11 protein-coding genes and 1 pseudogene are annotated in these 15,942 nt (G+C 73.7%); 5 read left to right on the forward strand and 7 right to left on the reverse strand.

Features of this window, described 5'->3' with window-relative positions:
- The first annotated feature begins 120 nt into the window (after positions 1-120).
- Positions 121-669 carry a DUF6114 domain-containing protein gene (locus tag ACIP5O_RS07190; protein WP_401289588.1) on the forward strand — a complete coding sequence of 183 codons (549 nt, stop codon included), beginning with the start codon at positions 121-123 and terminating at the stop codon, positions 667-669.
- A complete protein-coding gene (locus ACIP5O_RS07195) occupies positions 659-1,984 on the forward strand; it encodes a hypothetical protein (RefSeq protein WP_401289591.1) in 1,326 nt (441 codons plus the stop codon). Before ACIP5O_RS07190 ends, ACIP5O_RS07195 begins: the two co-directional genes overlap by 11 nt.
- 78 nt (positions 1,985-2,062) lie before the next feature.
- Here ACIP5O_RS07195 and pyk read toward each other — a convergent pair whose 3' ends face one another.
- The 3 genes from pyk to pta all read right to left on the reverse strand — a co-directional run bounded on the left by pyk (position 2,063) and on the right by pta (position 6,946).
- On the reverse strand, positions 2,063-3,493 hold the full coding sequence (gene pyk, locus ACIP5O_RS07200; RefSeq protein WP_356542820.1) for a pyruvate kinase: 1,431 nt from the start codon (positions 3,491-3,493) through the stop codon (positions 2,063-2,065).
- Between the two features lie 82 nt (positions 3,494-3,575).
- Complete coding sequence (locus tag ACIP5O_RS07205) at positions 3,576-4,868, reverse strand: acetate kinase (RefSeq protein ID WP_401289593.1); 1,293 nt, start codon at positions 4,866-4,868, stop codon at positions 3,576-3,578.
- Positions 4,865-6,946 carry a phosphate acetyltransferase gene (gene pta / locus ACIP5O_RS07210; RefSeq protein ID WP_401289596.1) on the reverse strand — a complete coding sequence of 694 codons (2,082 nt, stop codon included), beginning with the start codon at positions 6,944-6,946 and terminating at the stop codon, positions 4,865-4,867. Before pta ends, ACIP5O_RS07205 begins: the two co-directional genes overlap by 4 nt.
- Positions 6,947-7,327: 381 nt before the next feature.
- Here pta and ACIP5O_RS07215 point away from each other — a divergent pair, with 381 nt between their 5' ends.
- Together ACIP5O_RS07215 and ACIP5O_RS07220 are read left to right on the forward strand one after the other, a co-directional pair.
- Complete coding sequence (locus ACIP5O_RS07215) at positions 7,328-8,353, forward strand: ATP-dependent 6-phosphofructokinase (RefSeq protein ID WP_401289598.1); 1,026 nt, start codon at positions 7,328-7,330, stop codon at positions 8,351-8,353.
- Positions 8,354-8,624: 271 nt separating this feature from the next.
- Positions 8,625-9,830: a helix-turn-helix domain-containing protein gene (locus tag ACIP5O_RS07220; protein ID WP_401289600.1), complete on the forward strand. Its 1,206-nt coding sequence runs from the start codon at positions 8,625-8,627 to the stop codon at positions 9,828-9,830.
- A 162-nt stretch (positions 9,831-9,992) separates the two neighbouring features.
- On the opposite strand, the gene ACIP5O_RS07225 is transcribed toward ACIP5O_RS07220, so the two are convergent.
- From ACIP5O_RS07225 to ACIP5O_RS07240, 4 genes and pseudogenes are all read right to left on the reverse strand, one after another.
- Positions 9,993-10,739, reverse strand: a complete 747-nt coding sequence (locus ACIP5O_RS07225; protein ID WP_401289602.1) for a tyrosine-protein phosphatase — start codon at positions 10,737-10,739, stop codon at positions 9,993-9,995.
- Positions 10,740-10,799: 60 nt separating this feature from the next.
- Positions 10,800-11,408: a helix-turn-helix domain-containing protein gene (locus ACIP5O_RS07230; RefSeq protein WP_401290171.1), complete on the reverse strand. Its 609-nt coding sequence runs from the start codon at positions 11,406-11,408 to the stop codon at positions 10,800-10,802.
- A 168-nt stretch (positions 11,409-11,576) separates the two neighbouring features.
- Positions 11,577-12,272, reverse strand: a complete 696-nt coding sequence (locus ACIP5O_RS07235; protein ID WP_401289604.1) for a response regulator — start codon at positions 12,270-12,272, stop codon at positions 11,577-11,579.
- 371 nt (positions 12,273-12,643) lie between these two features.
- Positions 12,644-14,272: pseudogene (locus ACIP5O_RS07240) on the reverse strand (ATP-binding protein); the annotation flags it as partial.
- 190 nt (positions 14,273-14,462) lie between these two features.
- Between ACIP5O_RS07240 and ACIP5O_RS07245 the strand changes: the two are divergent.
- A complete protein-coding gene (locus ACIP5O_RS07245; protein WP_401289606.1) occupies positions 14,463-15,815 on the forward strand; it encodes a cation:dicarboxylate symporter family transporter in 1,353 nt (450 codons plus the stop codon).
- Positions 15,816-15,942 lie beyond the last annotated feature (127 nt).

Genomic DNA, 15,942 nt, shown 5'->3' on the forward strand with positions numbered 1-15,942 from the left:
CCGGTCCTCCGGACCGATCCGTCCCGAGGGGGGCGGGGCCGCCGCGCGCGGTCCCGCCCGCCGGGCACCTTCCCCACCCTCTTCACTCTCAGCAACACCGCTTCCAGGGAGCTGTTTTCCATGAGCGCCGAGACCCCTGCCTCCCGCGAAGTCCCCCAGGAGAACCGGTTCAAGGTCTGGCGGCAGACCCGGCCCTTCTGGGCGGGACTGCTCACCTTCCTCGGTGGCGTGCCGATCGCCTACCTCCCCTACGGGGACATGCGGCTCGGCAACATCACCCTCGCGATGAAGACGACCGCCGGATCCAGCGCGCTGATCATCGGCGCCCTGCTCATCACGCTCGGCCTGATGATGTGGTTCCAGCCCGCCGTACGGGTCTTCGCGGGCGTCGCGACGATCGTCCTCGGACTGGTCTCCATCCCCGTGTCGAACTTCGGCGGTCTCGGCGTCGGGTTCCTGCTCTCCCTCATCGGCGGAGGCATGTCCATCGCCTGGGCGCCCGCGCCCCCGGTCGAGGAGACCGCGGACACGGAGGACGCCGGCGGGCCGGAGGCCTCCGCGGAGGCCGGGGCCGTGCTGACGGCCGGTCTTCCGGAGCAGCGCGGGCCGGAGTACCACGCGACCGACAAGACGATCGACGCCGACGGCGGGAGGAACAGTGCGGGGTGACGAGACCCAGCCGGCGCTCGCGAAGGGCGGACCGCGGCACGCGGCCCCACGCAAGACGCTGCTGAACAGGATCCAGGGCCCCGCGGGCAAGGCGATGGCGCTGGCCGCCATGCCGACCGCGGTGATCGTGGGGATGGGCCTCACGCCCAGGATCGCCCTCGCCGACGACAAGGACCTCCCCTACGCTCCCGGCCCCTGCGTGACCCGCTCGGACGAGCCGACGCCGGAGGCCTCGGAGACGGAGAAGGAGACGGAGACGGCGAAGCCGACGGCCACCCCCTCGGCGACCGCGACCGCCACCCCCTCGGCCACCCCCTCCGCCACCCCTTCCGGCACCCCCTCCGCCACCGCGACGCCGACGCCGACCGCGACGACGACCGCGCAGGCGGCCACGCGGCAGACGGTGACCACCGCGGCCCCCGGGCCCGCCGCCACCCCGACCCCGACGGCCACACCCACGCCGACGAAGTCGAAGAACCCGCTGGACCCGCTGGGTCTGGGCGACGCGCTGAAGGACCTCCTCGACGGCCCGGACCCGAAGCCGACGGGCACGCCCACCGCGACGGCCACGCCCACGACGGCGCCGACGACCCCGGCCCCGACCGCCTCGGCCACGACCGCCGCGCCGGAGCCGACGGCCGACCCGGCGGCCGGCCGCAAGACCACCAAGGCCCCGAAGCCGACCGCCGACCCGGCGACGGAGCGCACGAAGGCCGCGATCCGCGAGGCGGCCGAGAAGGCCGGCGTCCGGGCCGAGGAGCTGCCGGAGAGCGCGCAGGGCCTCGACGCCAAGAAGGACGAGGACATACCCGAGGGCGCCAAGCCCCGCTTCCCGTGCCCCGAGCGCGACGACGCGGCGCTCGCGGCGGCCGAGGTGGAGCCCGGCATCCCGCTGCTCCCGGACGAGCCGTGGCGCCTGGAGAGCTCGCTGCTCACCCTCAAGGGCCTCAAGTACCACGGCATCGTCGAGGTGCGGACCTACGGCGGCAGGACCAAGAAGGTGCTGAAGTTCACCGCGAGCGGGGTGGACATCAAGGACCTGCACCAGATGACGGACCACGTCCCGGGACAGACGGGCCACGTCCGTTCCAAGAAGGGTTCGACGTCGACCATCACCGGCGGCACGGTGACGATGTACACGGAGGAGCTGAAGGGCAACCTCCTGGGCATCATCCCGATCACCTTCGGCCCGGAGTCCCCGCCGCCGCTGGACCTCCCGTTCGTCTTCTTCACCCACGTCCAGCTCAAGCAGGCCGGCCAGTTCGGCGGCAACCTCAAGGTCGAGGACCTGCGCAACACGATCGAGCCGAGCTGACCCCCGTACCACTCCGGGAGCCGCACGCGGCGAAGCCCCCGTCCGGACCGGACGGGGGCTTCGCCGTGCGTCACGCGGTCAGGCGCGCTCGCCGCCGCCCAGGTGGTGGACGCGGACCATGTTCGTGGTGCCGGGGACGCCGGGGGGCGAACCGGCCGTGATGACCATGGTGTCGCCCTCGTTGTAGCGCTGGAGCTTGAGCAGCTCGGCGTCCACGAGGTCGACCATCGCGTCGGTGTTGTCCACGTGCGGGACGACGAAGGACTCGACGCCCCAGCTCAGGGTGAGCTGGTTGCGGGTGTTCTCGTCCGTCGTGAAGGCGAGGATCGGCTGCTGGACGCGGTAGCGCGAGAGGCGGCGGGCCGTGTCGCCGGACTGGGTGAAGGCGACCAGGGCCTGGCCGCCCAGGAAGTCCGCGATCTCGCAGGCCGCGCGGGCGACCGAACCGCCCTGGGTGCGCGGCTTCTTGCCCTGGACCAGGGGCTGGAGGCCCTTGGAGAGCAGCTCCTCCTCGGCCGCCGTGACGATCTTCGACATCGTCTTGACGGTCTCGATCGGGTACGCGCCGACCGAGGACTCGGCCGACAGCATGACCGCGTCCGCGCCGTCCAGGATCGCGTTGGCGACGTCGCTCGCCTCGGCGCGGGTCGGACGCGAGTTGGTGATCATCGACTCCATCATCTGGGTGGCGACGATGACCGGCTTGGCGTTCCGGCGGCAGAGCTCCACCAGGCGCTTCTGCACCATCGGGACCTTCTCCAGGGGGTACTCCACGGCGAGGTCGCCGCGGGCCACCATGACCGCGTCGAACGCGGCGACGACGTCGGCCATGTTCTCGACGGCCTGCGGCTTCTCCACCTTGGCGATGACGGGGACCCGGCGGCCCTCCTCGTCCATCACCTTGTGGACGTCCTTGACGTCGTTGGCGTCCCGTACGAACGACAGGGCGACCATGTCGCAGCCCATCCGCAGGGCGAAGCGCAGGTCGTCGACGTCCTTCTCGGACAGGGCCGGGACGTTGACGGCCGCGCCGGGCAGGTTGATGCCCTTGTGGTCCGAGACGACGCCGCCCTCGATGACGATGGCCCTGACCCGGGGGCCCTCGACCTCGACCACCCGCAGCTCGACGTTGCCGTCGTTGATGAGGATCTGGTCGCCCTTGGAGACGTCGCCGGGCAGACCCTTGTAAGTGGTGCCGCAGATCGACTTGTCGCCCGGGACGTCCTCGGTGGTGATGGTGAACTCGTCACCGCGCACCAGCTCGACCGGACCCTCGGCGAAGGTCTCCAGACGGATCTTCGGGCCCTGGAGGTCGGCGAGGACGCCGACGGCACGCCCGGTGTCCGCGGCGACCTGCCGGACGCGGTCGTACCGCTCCTGGTGTTCTGCCTGGGAGCCGTGGCTGAAGTTGAATCGGGCCACGTTCATGCCGGCCTCGATGAGAGCCTTCAGCTGCTCATACGAGTCGACGGCGGGGCCCAGCGTGCAGACGATTTTGGAACGGCGCATGAGGCGGATCCTATCGGTTTGTTTCACTGCGGAATATTCCGACTGGCGGAAAGTACAAATGGGCGGGCGGCCGCTCAAGCGATCACTCGTTCGAGCCCTCCGCCTCCCGTACGAGCGCGTCCCCCGCCGACGCGTCCTCCACGCGCGAACCCCGGACGAGCGCGTAGCTCTGGCGCGCGATCTCCAGCTCCTCGTCCGTCGGCACCACGGCGACCGCCACCCGCGCGTACTCCGGCGAGATGATCCGCGCCCCGTCCGCGCGCGCGACGTTCAGCTCCGCGTCCACCACGAGTCCCAGCTCCTCCAGGCCCGCGATCGCCGCCTGCCGCACCGGCGCCGCGTTCTCGCCGACCCCGGCCGTGAACGCCACCGCGTCCACCCGGCCCAGCACCGCGTAGTACGCGCCGATGTACTTCTTCAGACGGTGGACGTAGACGTCGAAGGCGAGCGCCGCCCGCTCGTCGCCCTCGTCGATCCGGCGGCGGATCTCCCGCATGTCGTTGTCGCCGCAGAGCCCCACCAGACCGGACCGCTTGTTCAGCAGGACGTCGATCTCGTCCGCCGACATCCCCGCCACCCGCCGCAGGTGGAAGGTGACCGCCGGGTCGATGTCGCCCGAGCGGGTCCCCATGACCAGCCCCTCCAGGGGCGTCAGGCCCATCGAGGTGTCCACGCACCGGCCGCCCCGCACCGCCGAGGCGGACGCCCCGTTCCCCAGGTGCAGCACGATCACGTTCACCTCCTCCGGCGCCTTGCCCAGCAGCCGCGCCGTCTCCCGCGAGACGTACGCGTGCGAGGTGCCGTGGAAGCCGTACCGCCGGATCCGGTGCGCGTCCGCGGTCTCCACGTCGATCGCGTACCGGGCCGCGGCCTCCGGCATCGTGGTGTGGAAGGCGGTGTCGAAGACCGCCACCTGCGGCAGGTCGGGCCGCAGCACCATCGCCGTGCGGATGCCGATGAGGTTCGCCGGGTTGTGCAGCGGCGCCACCGGGACGAGCCGCTCGATCTCCGCCAGCACCTCGCCGTTCACGACGGTCGGCTCGGTGAAGCGCAGCCCGCCGTGCACCACCCGGTGCCCGATCGCCGCCAGTTCGGGGGAGTCCAGGCCCAGGCCGTCCGCCGCCAGCTCCCCGGCGACCGCCTTCAGGGCGGCCGAGTGGTCGGAGATCGGACCGTCCTTCTCGCGCCGGCCCCCGCCCTCCGCCCCGAGCGGGGTGTGCACGAGCCGCGAGGTCTCCTCGCCGATCCGCTCCACGAGCCCCTGCGCCAGACGGCTGCCGTCGCGCATGTCGATGAGCTGGTACTTCAGCGACGAGGAACCGGAGTTGAGAACGAGGACACGCGTGGGAACGGACGCGGACGTGGGCGCGGTCATGCGGGGAGCTCCTGACCCTGGGACTGGATCGCCGTGATGGCGACCGTGTTGACGATGTCGCTGACGAGCGCGCCGCGCGAGAGGTCGTTCACGGGCTTGCGCAGGCCCTGGAGCACCGGGCCGACGGCCACGGCGCCGGCCGAACGCTGCACGGCCTTGTACGTGTTGTTGCCGGTGTTCAGGTCGGGGAAGATCAGCACCGACGCCTGCCCCGCCACCTCCGAACCCGGCAGCTTCGTCGCCGCCACCGAGGGCTCCACGGCCGCGTCGTACTGGATGGGCCCCTCGATCCGCAGCTCCGGGTGCGCCTCCCGGACGAGCTTGGTCGCCTCCCGCACCTTGTCGACGTCGGCGCCGGAGCCCGAGGTGCCCGTGGAGTACGAGAGCATCGCGATCCGCGGCTCCACCCCGAACCGGGCCGCGGTGGCCGCCGACTGCACGGCGATGTCCGCGAGCTGCTCGGCGTCCGGGTCCGGGTTGACCGCGCAGTCGCCGTACACCAGGACCTTGTCCGCCAGGCACATGAAGAAGACCGACGAGACGATCGACGCGTCCGGCTTCGTCTTGATGATCTCGAAGGCCGGGCGGATCGTCGCCGCCGTGGAGTGCACCGCGCCGGACACCATCCCGTCGGCCAGGCCCTCCTGGACCATCAGGGTGCCGAAGTAGTTCACGTCCGACACCACGTCGTACGCCAGCTCCACGGTCACGCCCTTGTGGGCGCGCAGCGCCGCGTACTTCTCCGCGAACGCGTCCCGCAGCTCCGAGGTGTGCGGGTCGATGAGCTGCGTGTCGCGCAGGTCCACGCTCAGGTCGGCGGCCTTCTTGCGGATGGTCTCCACGTCCCCGAGCAGGGTCAGGTCGCACACGTCCCGGCGCAGCAGCACGTCGGCCGCGCGCAGGACCCGCTCCTCCGTGCCCTCCGGGAGCACCACCCGGCGCCGGTCGGCCCGCGCCTGTTCGAGCAGCTCGTGCTCGAACATCATCGGGGTGACCCGGCCGCTGCGGGCCACCGAGATCCGCTTGAGCAGGTCGGCGGTGTCCACGTGCCGCTCGAACAGGCCGAGCGCGGTCTCCGCCTTGCGCGGCGTGGCCGCGTTCAGCTTGCCCTCCAGGGCGAAGAGTTCGGCGGCCGTCGGGAAGCTGTTCCCGGCGACCGAGACGACCGGGGTGCCGGGTGCGAGCCGGGCCGCCAGGGTCAGGATCTCCTCGCTGGGCCGCTCGTTCAGGGTCAGCACCACCCCGGCGATCGGCGGGGTGCCGGCCGAGTGCGCGGCGAGCGCGCCGACGACCAGGTCGGCCCGGTCCCCGGGGGTGACGACCAGACAGCCGGGCGTCAGGGCGTTCAGGAAGTTCGGCAGCATGGCGCCGCCGAAGACGAAGTCCAGGGCGTCCCGGGCGAGCCCGGCGTCGTCCCCGAGGACGACGGTGGCGCCGAGCGCGTGGGTGATCTGGGCGACGGTCGGCGCGGACAGGGCCGGCTCGTCCGGCAGGACGTAGCAGGGCACGGGCAGCCGGGCCGCGAGCCGCTCCGCGATGGCCTCCCGGTCCTCGGCCGCGACCCGGTTGACCACCATCGCGAGCACGTCGCAGCCGAGTCCGTCGTACGCCCGGAAGGCGTTGCGCGCCTCGGCCCGCACGGACTCCGCCGACTGGCCCTTGCCGCCGACCACCGGAATGACGGAGGCGCCGAACTCGTTGGCGAGCCGCGCGTTGATCGCCAGCTCGTCGGGGAGCTGGGTGGCGGCGAAGTCGGTGCCCAGGACGAGGACGACCTCGTAGTCGCGGGCGACGGCGTGGAAGCGGTCGACCAGCCGGGAGACCAGCTCGTCGGTGCCCCGCTCGGCCTGGAGGGCGGACGCCTCCTGGTAGTCCATGCCGTAGACCGTCGCGGCGTCCTGCGAGAGCCGGTAGCGGGCGCGCAGCAGGTCGAAGAGCCGGTCCGGACCGTCGTGCACCAGCGGCCGGAACACCCCCACCCGGTCCACCTGGCGGGTGAGGAGCTCCATGACTCCCAGCTCGACGACCTGGCGGCCGTCCCCGCGGTCGATCCCGGTCACGTACACGCTGCGCGTCACGCCGTGGTCTCCTGTCCAGTCCTGCGGAAGGGCCCGGGCGGTGCCCCAGCTCCGCCTTCCCGGCCCGTACGTCCGTCAAAAGGGCTCGGAAAGCCCCGATAGGGCGGCATTACCCCCTTGACAATACCCTCGGTGGTGGTTAGGTCGCCCGCCGGACGAAGGGCCCGGAAGCACGGGCCGAAAGGCCCCGGGAGACCGGTCCGAGGTGCGTCGGAGGGACCGGCGGAAGGGGCTCCGGGAAGCCGCCGGAGGGCCTCCGGCGAGCCTCCGGAGGGCCGTCGGGAAGGACGCGCGGAACGGCGACGAGCGCGCCCCTCGGGCCCGCCGTGTGAGAATTGCCCTGGCTCACACGGACCGCGACCGAGCAGGAGACACAGCACGATGCGCATCGGAGTCCTCACCGCAGGCGGCGACTGCCCCGGCCTGAACGCAGTGATCCGGTCGGTCGTGCACCGGGCGATGACCGGCCACGGAGACGAGGTCATCGGCTTCGAGGACGGCTTCAAGGGCCTCCTCGACGGCCACTTCCGGCCCCTCGACCTCAACGCCGTCAGCGGCATCCTGGCCCGCGGCGGCACCATCCTCGGCTCGGCCCGCCTGGAGCGGAACCGGCTGCGCGAGGCCGCCGAGTCCGCCTCCGACCTGGCCCGTCAGTACGGCATCGACGTCCTCATCCCGATCGGCGGCGAGGGCACCCTGACCGCCGCCCGGATGCTCTCCGACGCCGGCATGCCGGTCGTCGGCGTCCCGAAGACCATCGACAACGACATCTCCTCCACGGACCGCACCTTCGGCTTCGACACCGCCGTCGGCGTCGCCACCGAGGCCATGGACCGTCTCAAGACCACCGCCGAGTCCCACCAGCGCGTGATGGTCGTCGAGGTGATGGGCCGCCACGCCGGCTGGATCGCCCTGGAGTCCGGCATGGCCGGCGGCGCGCACGGCATCTGCCTCCCCGAGCGCCCCTTCGAGGTCGACGACCTCGTCAAGATGGTCGAGGAGCGCTTCGCGCGCGGCAAGAAGTTCGCCGTCATCTGCGTCGCCGAGGGCGCGCACCCGGCCGAGGGCTCCATGGAGTACGCCAAGGGCGAGATCGACCAGTTCGGCCACGAGCGCTTCCAGGGCATCGGCACCCAGCTCGCCGTCGAGCTGGAGCGGCGCCTCGGCAAGGAGGCCCGCCCGGTCATCCTCGGCCACGTCCAGCGCGGCGGCACCCCGACCGCGTACGACCGGGTGCTCGCGACCCGCTTCGGCTGGCACGCGGTGGAGGCGGCGCACCGCGGCGACTTCGGCCGGATGACGGCGCTGCGCGGCACGGACATCGAGATGGTGCCGCTCGCGGAGGCCGTGACCCAGCTCAAGAGGGTCCCGACGGACCGCATGCGCGAGGCGGAGTCGGTCTTCTAGGGGGAGCGATCGACGAGACGCCCCCTAGGGCCTGTCCGGCGGATCAGGGTCGCGGCCCCGGCCATGATCCGCCGGACAGGCCCTAGGGCCCGTGGGCCGGAAGCGGCCCCGACCGTCCCCCCGTGGACGGTCGGGGCCGTTCCCGTGCGGCACCGCCCCCGTAAATGCCGGATTCCACTCTTGAGCCGGAGCGCGAGATCAACAAGGCTGGGGGCCTGTCCCGGACATGTCCCGACGCTGTCCGCCCGTCCGGGGGAAGGGGGAGGCGCGGATGACGCCGGGGGAGCACGTCCCGGACCCGAGGGGCGCACGGAGCCCCGCCGAGTTCCTCGCGCGCCTCCAGGCGCTCAAGGACTGGTCGGGTCTGACGTACCGCGAGCTCTCGGCGCGGGCGGAGGCGCGGGGGGACGTCCTGCCCCGCTCGACGGTGGCGAACATGCTGTCCCGCACGACCCTGCCCCGCGAGGAACTCCTGACCGCCTTCGTCCGCGCGTGCGGGACCGGCCCGGCCGCGCTGGAGCGGTGGCGGACGGTACGGAGGGAACTGGCGGGGCGGCGGGGGGACGTGGAGGGGCCGGATCCGGACCCGGAGGGGCGGGCGCTGGAAACTCCGGGCTCGGCCGAAGGGGACCCCGAGAAAACGGCCCCGGAAACTCCGAATCCGGTCGAAAAGAACCCTGAGAAAACGGCTCCGGAAACCTCGGCCCCGGCCGAAAGGCACCCCGAGAGAACGGCCCTGGAGGAAACCGGCCCGGCGCACGAGGAGCCACCCGCCCCCGAGGACACCCCCGGGGACACCCCTGAGAACACCCCCGACTCCCCGCCCGTCTGGCCCGGCGCCCCCGCCGACGAGCCCCCGGGCCCCGGCCCCGGGAAACGGTGCCGAATACGCGGCATACACGGCATACACGGCCTCCTCGTCCCGCTGGTCGCGGTCGCCGCCCTCGTGTTCGCCGGCGTCAGCGTCGTCGCCTTCCTGCGGGACGGCCACACCGGGCACCCGCCCCGTACCCCCACCGTCCCCGCCGCCGGGGACGTGCTCATCCGGGTCGTCGGCACCGACTTCTGCCTCGGCGAGCGGCGCGGCACCCGAACCGGCCGGATCCACCAGATGCCGTGCGCCGCCGCGGACGTCCCGCTGTACGCGCTCGTGGAGAGGGGCGACGGCCGGTGGCGGATCGCCTCCGGCCACCCCGACCACGGCGCCGGCTGCTCCGGGCTGCCCTCCGGCGGGCGCGTGCCCGACGCGCCGTACGAGGACTCCGAGTGCGGCGACCCCACCCGGATCGAGGAGTTCTCCCTGGAGCCGTACGGCACCCCGGTCCGGGGCTACCGGATCGTCCCGGCCGGCTCCGCGACCCCCGGCGCCTGCGTCACCGTCGTCGGCGACCGCGCGGCCCCCTGGTCCCGCCTCGCCCAGGCCCCCTGCGCACCGGACGCCACCGGCCAGCTCTTCGACTTCGACCGCCGGCCCTAGGGGGTGCCTCGTCGATCATGCCGGGCTCGCGGCGCCCGGCACGGCTCCCCCGTAGCCCTTCGGGCACGGGAGGTACCCCCACCGCGTCGACTCCCTCCTCCGCCTTGCGACGCACGGCACCGGACGCCGCTCCCCGATCCGGCCCGATCGACAAGACACCCCCTAGACCGCGGCCGGCTCCACCAGACGGCCCCTCAGCTCCCCGACCACCGCCGGGTCCAGGCCGACGTGACCGGTGGCGTACCCGTACACCGATCCGTACCGCGCCCGCAGGTCCGCGAGGAAGAGGCGGATGATCTCGGCGGGGGCGCGGCCGTAGCCCGGCCAGCGGAGTTCGCGGCCGGGGTGGGCCGCGCGCCAGTCGGCCACCAGGCGGTCCGTGGCCAGCTCGGTGAGGGCGAAGTCCGCGAGGACCTCCTCGTCGGGGACCTCCAGGAGCCCGAGGACGACCGCCGCGAGCAGTCCCGTACGGTCCTTCCCCGAGGCGCAGTGGAAGACGAGCGGTCCGTCGGCGGCGGCGACGACCTCCAGGGCCGTACGGAGCTCCGCGGCCCCGTCCTCGGCGACCTCGGCGAACCGGTCGGCGAGGTACCGCCACGGGTCGAGGGCGGGGTCGATCTCCGCCTGGTCGTACGGGCGGTGCTCGATGGAGAGGTTGTGCCAGGAGACGCCCTCGGTCTCCGGCAGGCGCCCCTTGGCCGCGATCTCCCACGGGTAGCGCAGGTCGATCACCGTGGCCACGCGCAGCGCCCGGAAGCGTTCCAGGTCCGCGGGGGCGGCGTCCGCGAGCTTGCCGAGGGAGTCGGAGCGGTAGAGGGTCTCCCACCGCACGGTTCCGCCGTCGGCGGTCCGATAGCCGCCCAGGTCACGGAAGTTGTGGAGTCGTTCGAAGGGTACGTGTCGTCTCACGGCGCCAATGTACGGCGCCGACGTGCGGCGCCGGTACGCGACTTCGGCCCGCGTCCCCGGTCACGTTCCGACGGCCGCCCAGAAGTGGTCGACGACCTCGTCCAGGTACGCGCGCCCCTCGTCGCCCGTGGTCCCCGGGGCGCCCCAGCTGCTGACCGCCGCCATCCGGGCGTTGTACTCCGTGTGCAGCCGCTGGAGCGCCGACTCCACGGTCCGCCTGGGCAGCGGCACCGCCCGCGCCACCGGTTTCACGTACGCCTGCCAGCGGGTGGTGACCGCGTCGCGCAACAGCTCGGCGAGGCGCTCGTCGCCGCCGGTCGCGGTGATCAGGGCGCGCGGGCCGAGGCCGAGGACCTCGGCGAGGGCGGCCGTCTGGCGTTCGGTGCCGCGCCAGCGCCCCTCGTCCTCCATCCGCTGGTACGCGGGGGCCGCGAGCCCCACCCGCCGCGCCAGCTCCTCAGGGGCGAGCCCGCGCGCCACCCGGTGCTCGCGCAGGGTGGAGGCGGCGGCGATCAGCTCGGCGGGGGAGCACCACAGGACGCCCGCGAGGGCGGTGAGCTCCTGCTCGGTGGGGACCGCCCGGCCCCGTTCCCAGGCGAGGACGGTCTCGGGGGTGGCGAAGACGCCGTACTGCGCCCGCAGGCCGTACGCGACGTGGCCGTGGGCCATGCCGAGGCCCTCGCGCAGGCGGCGCGCGGCCTGGGCGTCGAAGGGTGGGGTGGGTCTGTGCACGCGGCCACCGTAGGTGCGGAGGGTGACGGGTGGATACGGTGCGTTCCCCCAAGGCCAGAGGTTCGTAGGAACGTGGGAACCGCCCGGTAACACCGTTTTCCCTGTTCAGTGCCCTCGTGCGGGTCCCTCCAGCCAGCGGTACTGGAGTTCGGGCCGTCCGATCTGCCCGTACTGCGGCGCCCGCACGGCCCGGCCCTCGGTGACGAGGTGCTCCAGGTAGCGGCGCGCGGTGATCCGGGAGATCCCGAGGGCCGCCCCCGACTCGGCGGCGGTCAGCCCGCCCGGGGCGGCCCGGAGGGTGCGGGTGACCGCCTCCAGGGTGGGGGCGCTCAGGCCCTTGGGGAGCGCGGCGGGGTGCGGGGCCCGCAGCGCGGAGAGCGCCCGGTCCACCTCGTCCTGCCCGGAGGCCTCCCCGGCGGCCGCCCGGAACTCGGCGTACCGCACGAGGCGGTCCCTGAGGGTCGCGAAGGCGAAGGGCTTGAGCACGTACTGGACGACCCCCAGGGAGACGCCCTCCCGTACGACCGCCAGGTCCCGTGCGGAGGTCACCGCGATGACGTCGGCGGCGTGCCCGGCGGCGCGCAGCGCCCGCAGGAGCTGGAGGCCGTGGCCGTCGGGCAGGTACAGGTCGAGCAGGATCAGGTCGACCGGCGTCCGGTCGAGGACCCGCACGGCGGCGGCCCGCGAGTGCGCGACCCCGACGACGGTGAAGCCCTCGACGCGCCCGGCGTAGAGCGCGTGCGCGTCGGCGGCCACGGGGTCGTCCTCGACGACCAGCACCCGCAGGGGAACGGCACTCACGACACCACCTCGTTCCCGCCGGACCCGTCGCCGCCACTCGCGCGGGCGGCTCCGCTCGTACGGGGGGACCCGCCCGGGTCCGGGGTGCCGTCCGCACCCGGGGCCCTGCCCGTACCCGGGGCCCTGCCCGTACCCGAGGCGCTACTCACGCCCGAGGCGCCGCTCACGCCCGGGGTGCCACCCGAGTCCAGGCCATCACCCGCGCCCGGAGCGCCACCCGCCCCGGACCCGCCCCCCTCCCGTGGCGCGGGCACCGACCCCCGTACCGCGTCCGCCCCCACATCCGCCCCCGCACCGGCCTCCGCAGGTCCCGCCCCCGCACCGGCCTCCGCAGGTCCCGCCCCCGCACCGGCCTCCGCAGGTCCTGCCCCCGCAGGTCCCGCCCCCCGCAACGGCAGCCGTACCGTGAACTCCGCCCCGCCCCCCTCCCCGTCGGTGAGGACCAGCGTGCCCGAGGCGCGGGAGACCGCCTGGCGGACCAGGGCCAGGCCGAGGCCGCGGCCCGGGCCGCGGGTGGACCAGCCGCGGCCGAGGACCGCGTCCCGGTCGGCCGGGCGGACGCCGGGGCCGCTGTCCGAGACCCGGAGCAACAGCTCGCCGTCCCCCGCGCGGGCCGCGACCGTCACCGTCACGCGCGCGTGCGGGGTCCCGCCCGCCGCCTCCACCGCGTTGTCGATCAGGTTGCCGAGGATCGTCACCAGGTCCCGGGCCGGCAGGGCCTCCGGCACCCGGCCGTCGTCGATGCGGCTGTCCTCGGTGAGGACCAGCTCCACGCCCCGCTCGTTGGCCTGCGCCGCCTTGCCGAGCAGCAGCGCGGCGAGGACGGGCTCGCCGACCGCGTCCACGACCCGGTCGGTGAGCGCCTGCGCCAGCTCCAGTTCCGCCGTCGCGAACTCCACCGCCTCCGCCACCCGGCCCAGCTCGATCAGCGAGACGACCGTGTGCAGCCGGTTCGCCGCCTCGTGCGCCTGCGAGCGCAGCGCCTCCGTGAAGCCCCGCTCGGAGTCCAGCTCGCCCGACAGGGCCTGGAGCTCCGTGCGGTCCCGCAGCGTGACCACGGTGCCGCGCCGCTCCCCGCCCACCACCGGGCGGGTGTTGACGACGAGGACCCGGTCGTCCGTCAGGTGCGTCTCGTCCACGCGCGGCTCGGAGGAGAGCAGCGCCCCCGTCAACGGCGCGGGCAGGCCGAGCTCCGCCGCCGGACGGCCCACGACCCCCTCGTCGAGCCCGAGCAACTCCCGCGCCCCGTCGTTGATCAGGGCGATCCGCCGCCGCCCGTCGAGCATCACGAGCCCCTCCCGCACGGCGTGCAGCGCCGCCTCGTGGTAGTCGTGCATCCGGCTCAGCTCGGTCGCGTTCATGCCGTGGGTGTGCCGGCGCAGGCGCGCGTTCACGACGTACGTCCCCGCCCCGCCGAGCGCGAGCGCCGCGCCCGCCATGCCGAGCAGGGCGGTCACCTGCTCCCGCACCTGCGCGCTGATCCGCGCGATCGTGATGCCCGCGCTGACCAGGGCGACGACCCGCCCGTCGGCGTCGAAGACGGGCGCCACCGTCCGCACGGAGGGGCCGAGGACCCCCAGGTGGGTCTCGGAGTAGACCTTCCCCCGCCGCGCCTGCTCGATGTGGCCGAGGTACGTGCGCCCGATCTGGTCCGGTTCCGGATGCGTCCAGCGGGTGCCGTCCGGGGCCATGACCACCACGAAGGCGACGTCCGCGTGGCGGCGCAGCGCCTCGGCGTACGGCTGGAGCGCCGCCGACGGGTCGGCCGAGCGCGCGGCGGCGGCCACCGACGGCGAGTCGGCCACGGCCGCGGCGGTGGCCGTGGCCTGGCGCCGCGCCGTCTCCTCGGCCTGCGCCCGGTCCGTGAGGTACGCGAAGACCGCGCACCCCGCCACGACGACGGCCACGAGCACGACCTGCATCGCGAAGAGCTGGCCGGCCAGGCTGCGCGGGCGGGGAAGCCGGGAGAGGAGGGAGAGCCGGGGGAGGGGCACACGCATGCGGGTAAGTGTGCACGTCCGGACGCCCGCGGCGGCGTCGCGGCCCCGCCCCGTCCCCCACCCCCGTCGTTTCGGCCATGAACGAAACGTACGCAACCGTGACCCGGGTCACAGGCTGGTGGATAGTCGCGGAGGTCCACCGGGACGCGGACGCCCGGGGGGACACCCACCCAGCACGAGGAGGACCCCCGTGGCCGCACGCCGGGACCGCACCCACTATCTGTATCTGGCCGTCATCGGCGCCGTACTGCTCGGCATCGCGGTCGGTCTCCTGGCGCCGGGCGTCGCCGTCGAGCTCAAGCCGCTCGGCACCGGCTTCGTCAACCTGATCAAGATGATGATCTCCCCGATCATCTTCTGCACGATCGTGCTCGGCGTCGGCTCGGTCCGGAAGGCCGCGAAGGTCGGCGCCGTCGGCGGCCTCGCCCTCGGCTACTTCCTGCTCATGTCGACGGTGGCGCTCGCGATCGGCCTGCTCGTCGGCAACCTCCTGGAGCCCGGCTCCGGCCTCCACCTCACCGAGGAGCTGGCCGAGGCCGGCGCCAAGCAGGCGGAGGGCGCGAGCGAGTCCACGGCCGACTTCCTCCTCGGGATCATCCCCACCACCCTCGTCTCCGCCTTCACCGGGGGCGAGGTCCTCCAGACCCTCCTGGTCGCCCTCCTCGCGGGCTTCGCGCTCCAGGCGATGGGCGCGGCCGGGGAGCCGGTGCTCCGGGGGATCGGGCACATCCAGCGGCTGGTCTTCCGCGTCCTCGCCATGATCATGTGGGCCGCCCCGGTCGGCGCGTTCGGCGCCATCGCGGCCGTCGTCGGCGCGACCGGCGTGGACGCCCTGAAGTCCCTCGCCGTCATCATGGTCGGCTTCTACCTGACCTGCGGAATCTTCGTCTTCGTCGTGCTCGGCGCGATCCTGCGCCTGGTCGCCGGGATCAGCATCTGGGCCCTCCTGAAGTACCTGGGCCGCGAGTTCCTGCTGATCCTCTCCACCTCCTCCTCCGAGTCGGCGCTGCCGCGCCTCATCGCGAAGATGGAGCACCTGGGCGTCTCCAAGCCGGTCGTCGGCGTCACCGTGCCGACCGGCTACTCCTTCAACCTCGACGGCACCGCCATCTACCTCACGATGGCCTCGCTCTTCGTCGCCGAGGCGATGGGCGACCCGCTGTCGATCGGCGAGCAGGTCTCCCTCCTCGTCTTCATGATCATCGCATCGAAGGGCGCGGCGGGCGTCACCGGCGCGGGCCTCGCCACCCTCGCGGGCGGCCTCCAGTCCCACCGGCCCGAACTGGTCGACGGAGTGGGCCTGATCGTCGGCATCGACCGCTTCATGAGCGAGGCGCGCGCCCTCACCAACTTCGCCGGCAACGCCGTCGCCACCGTCCTCGTCGGCACGTGGACGAAGGAGATCGACAAGGCGCGGGTGACCGAGGTGCTCGCCGGCCGGATCCCCTTCGACGAGAAGACCCTCGTCGACGACCACGCCCCGACCCCGGTCCCGGACCAGCGGGCGGACGGGGAGGGCGAGAAGGCCCCGGCGGCCGTCTGAGCGGCCCCCGACCCCGCGAAGAGCCCCCCGAGTCCCGGGCCTTGAGCCGGATCCGGGCCCCGGGAACGGGAGTGCCCCGGTCGCCACGAGCGGCCGGGGCACTCCCGGTCCCCCCGTTTACTCCCGT

The organism is Streptomyces sp. NPDC088915, assembly GCF_044749825.1.
Lineage (GTDB): Bacteria > Actinomycetota > Actinomycetes > Streptomycetales > Streptomycetaceae > Streptomyces.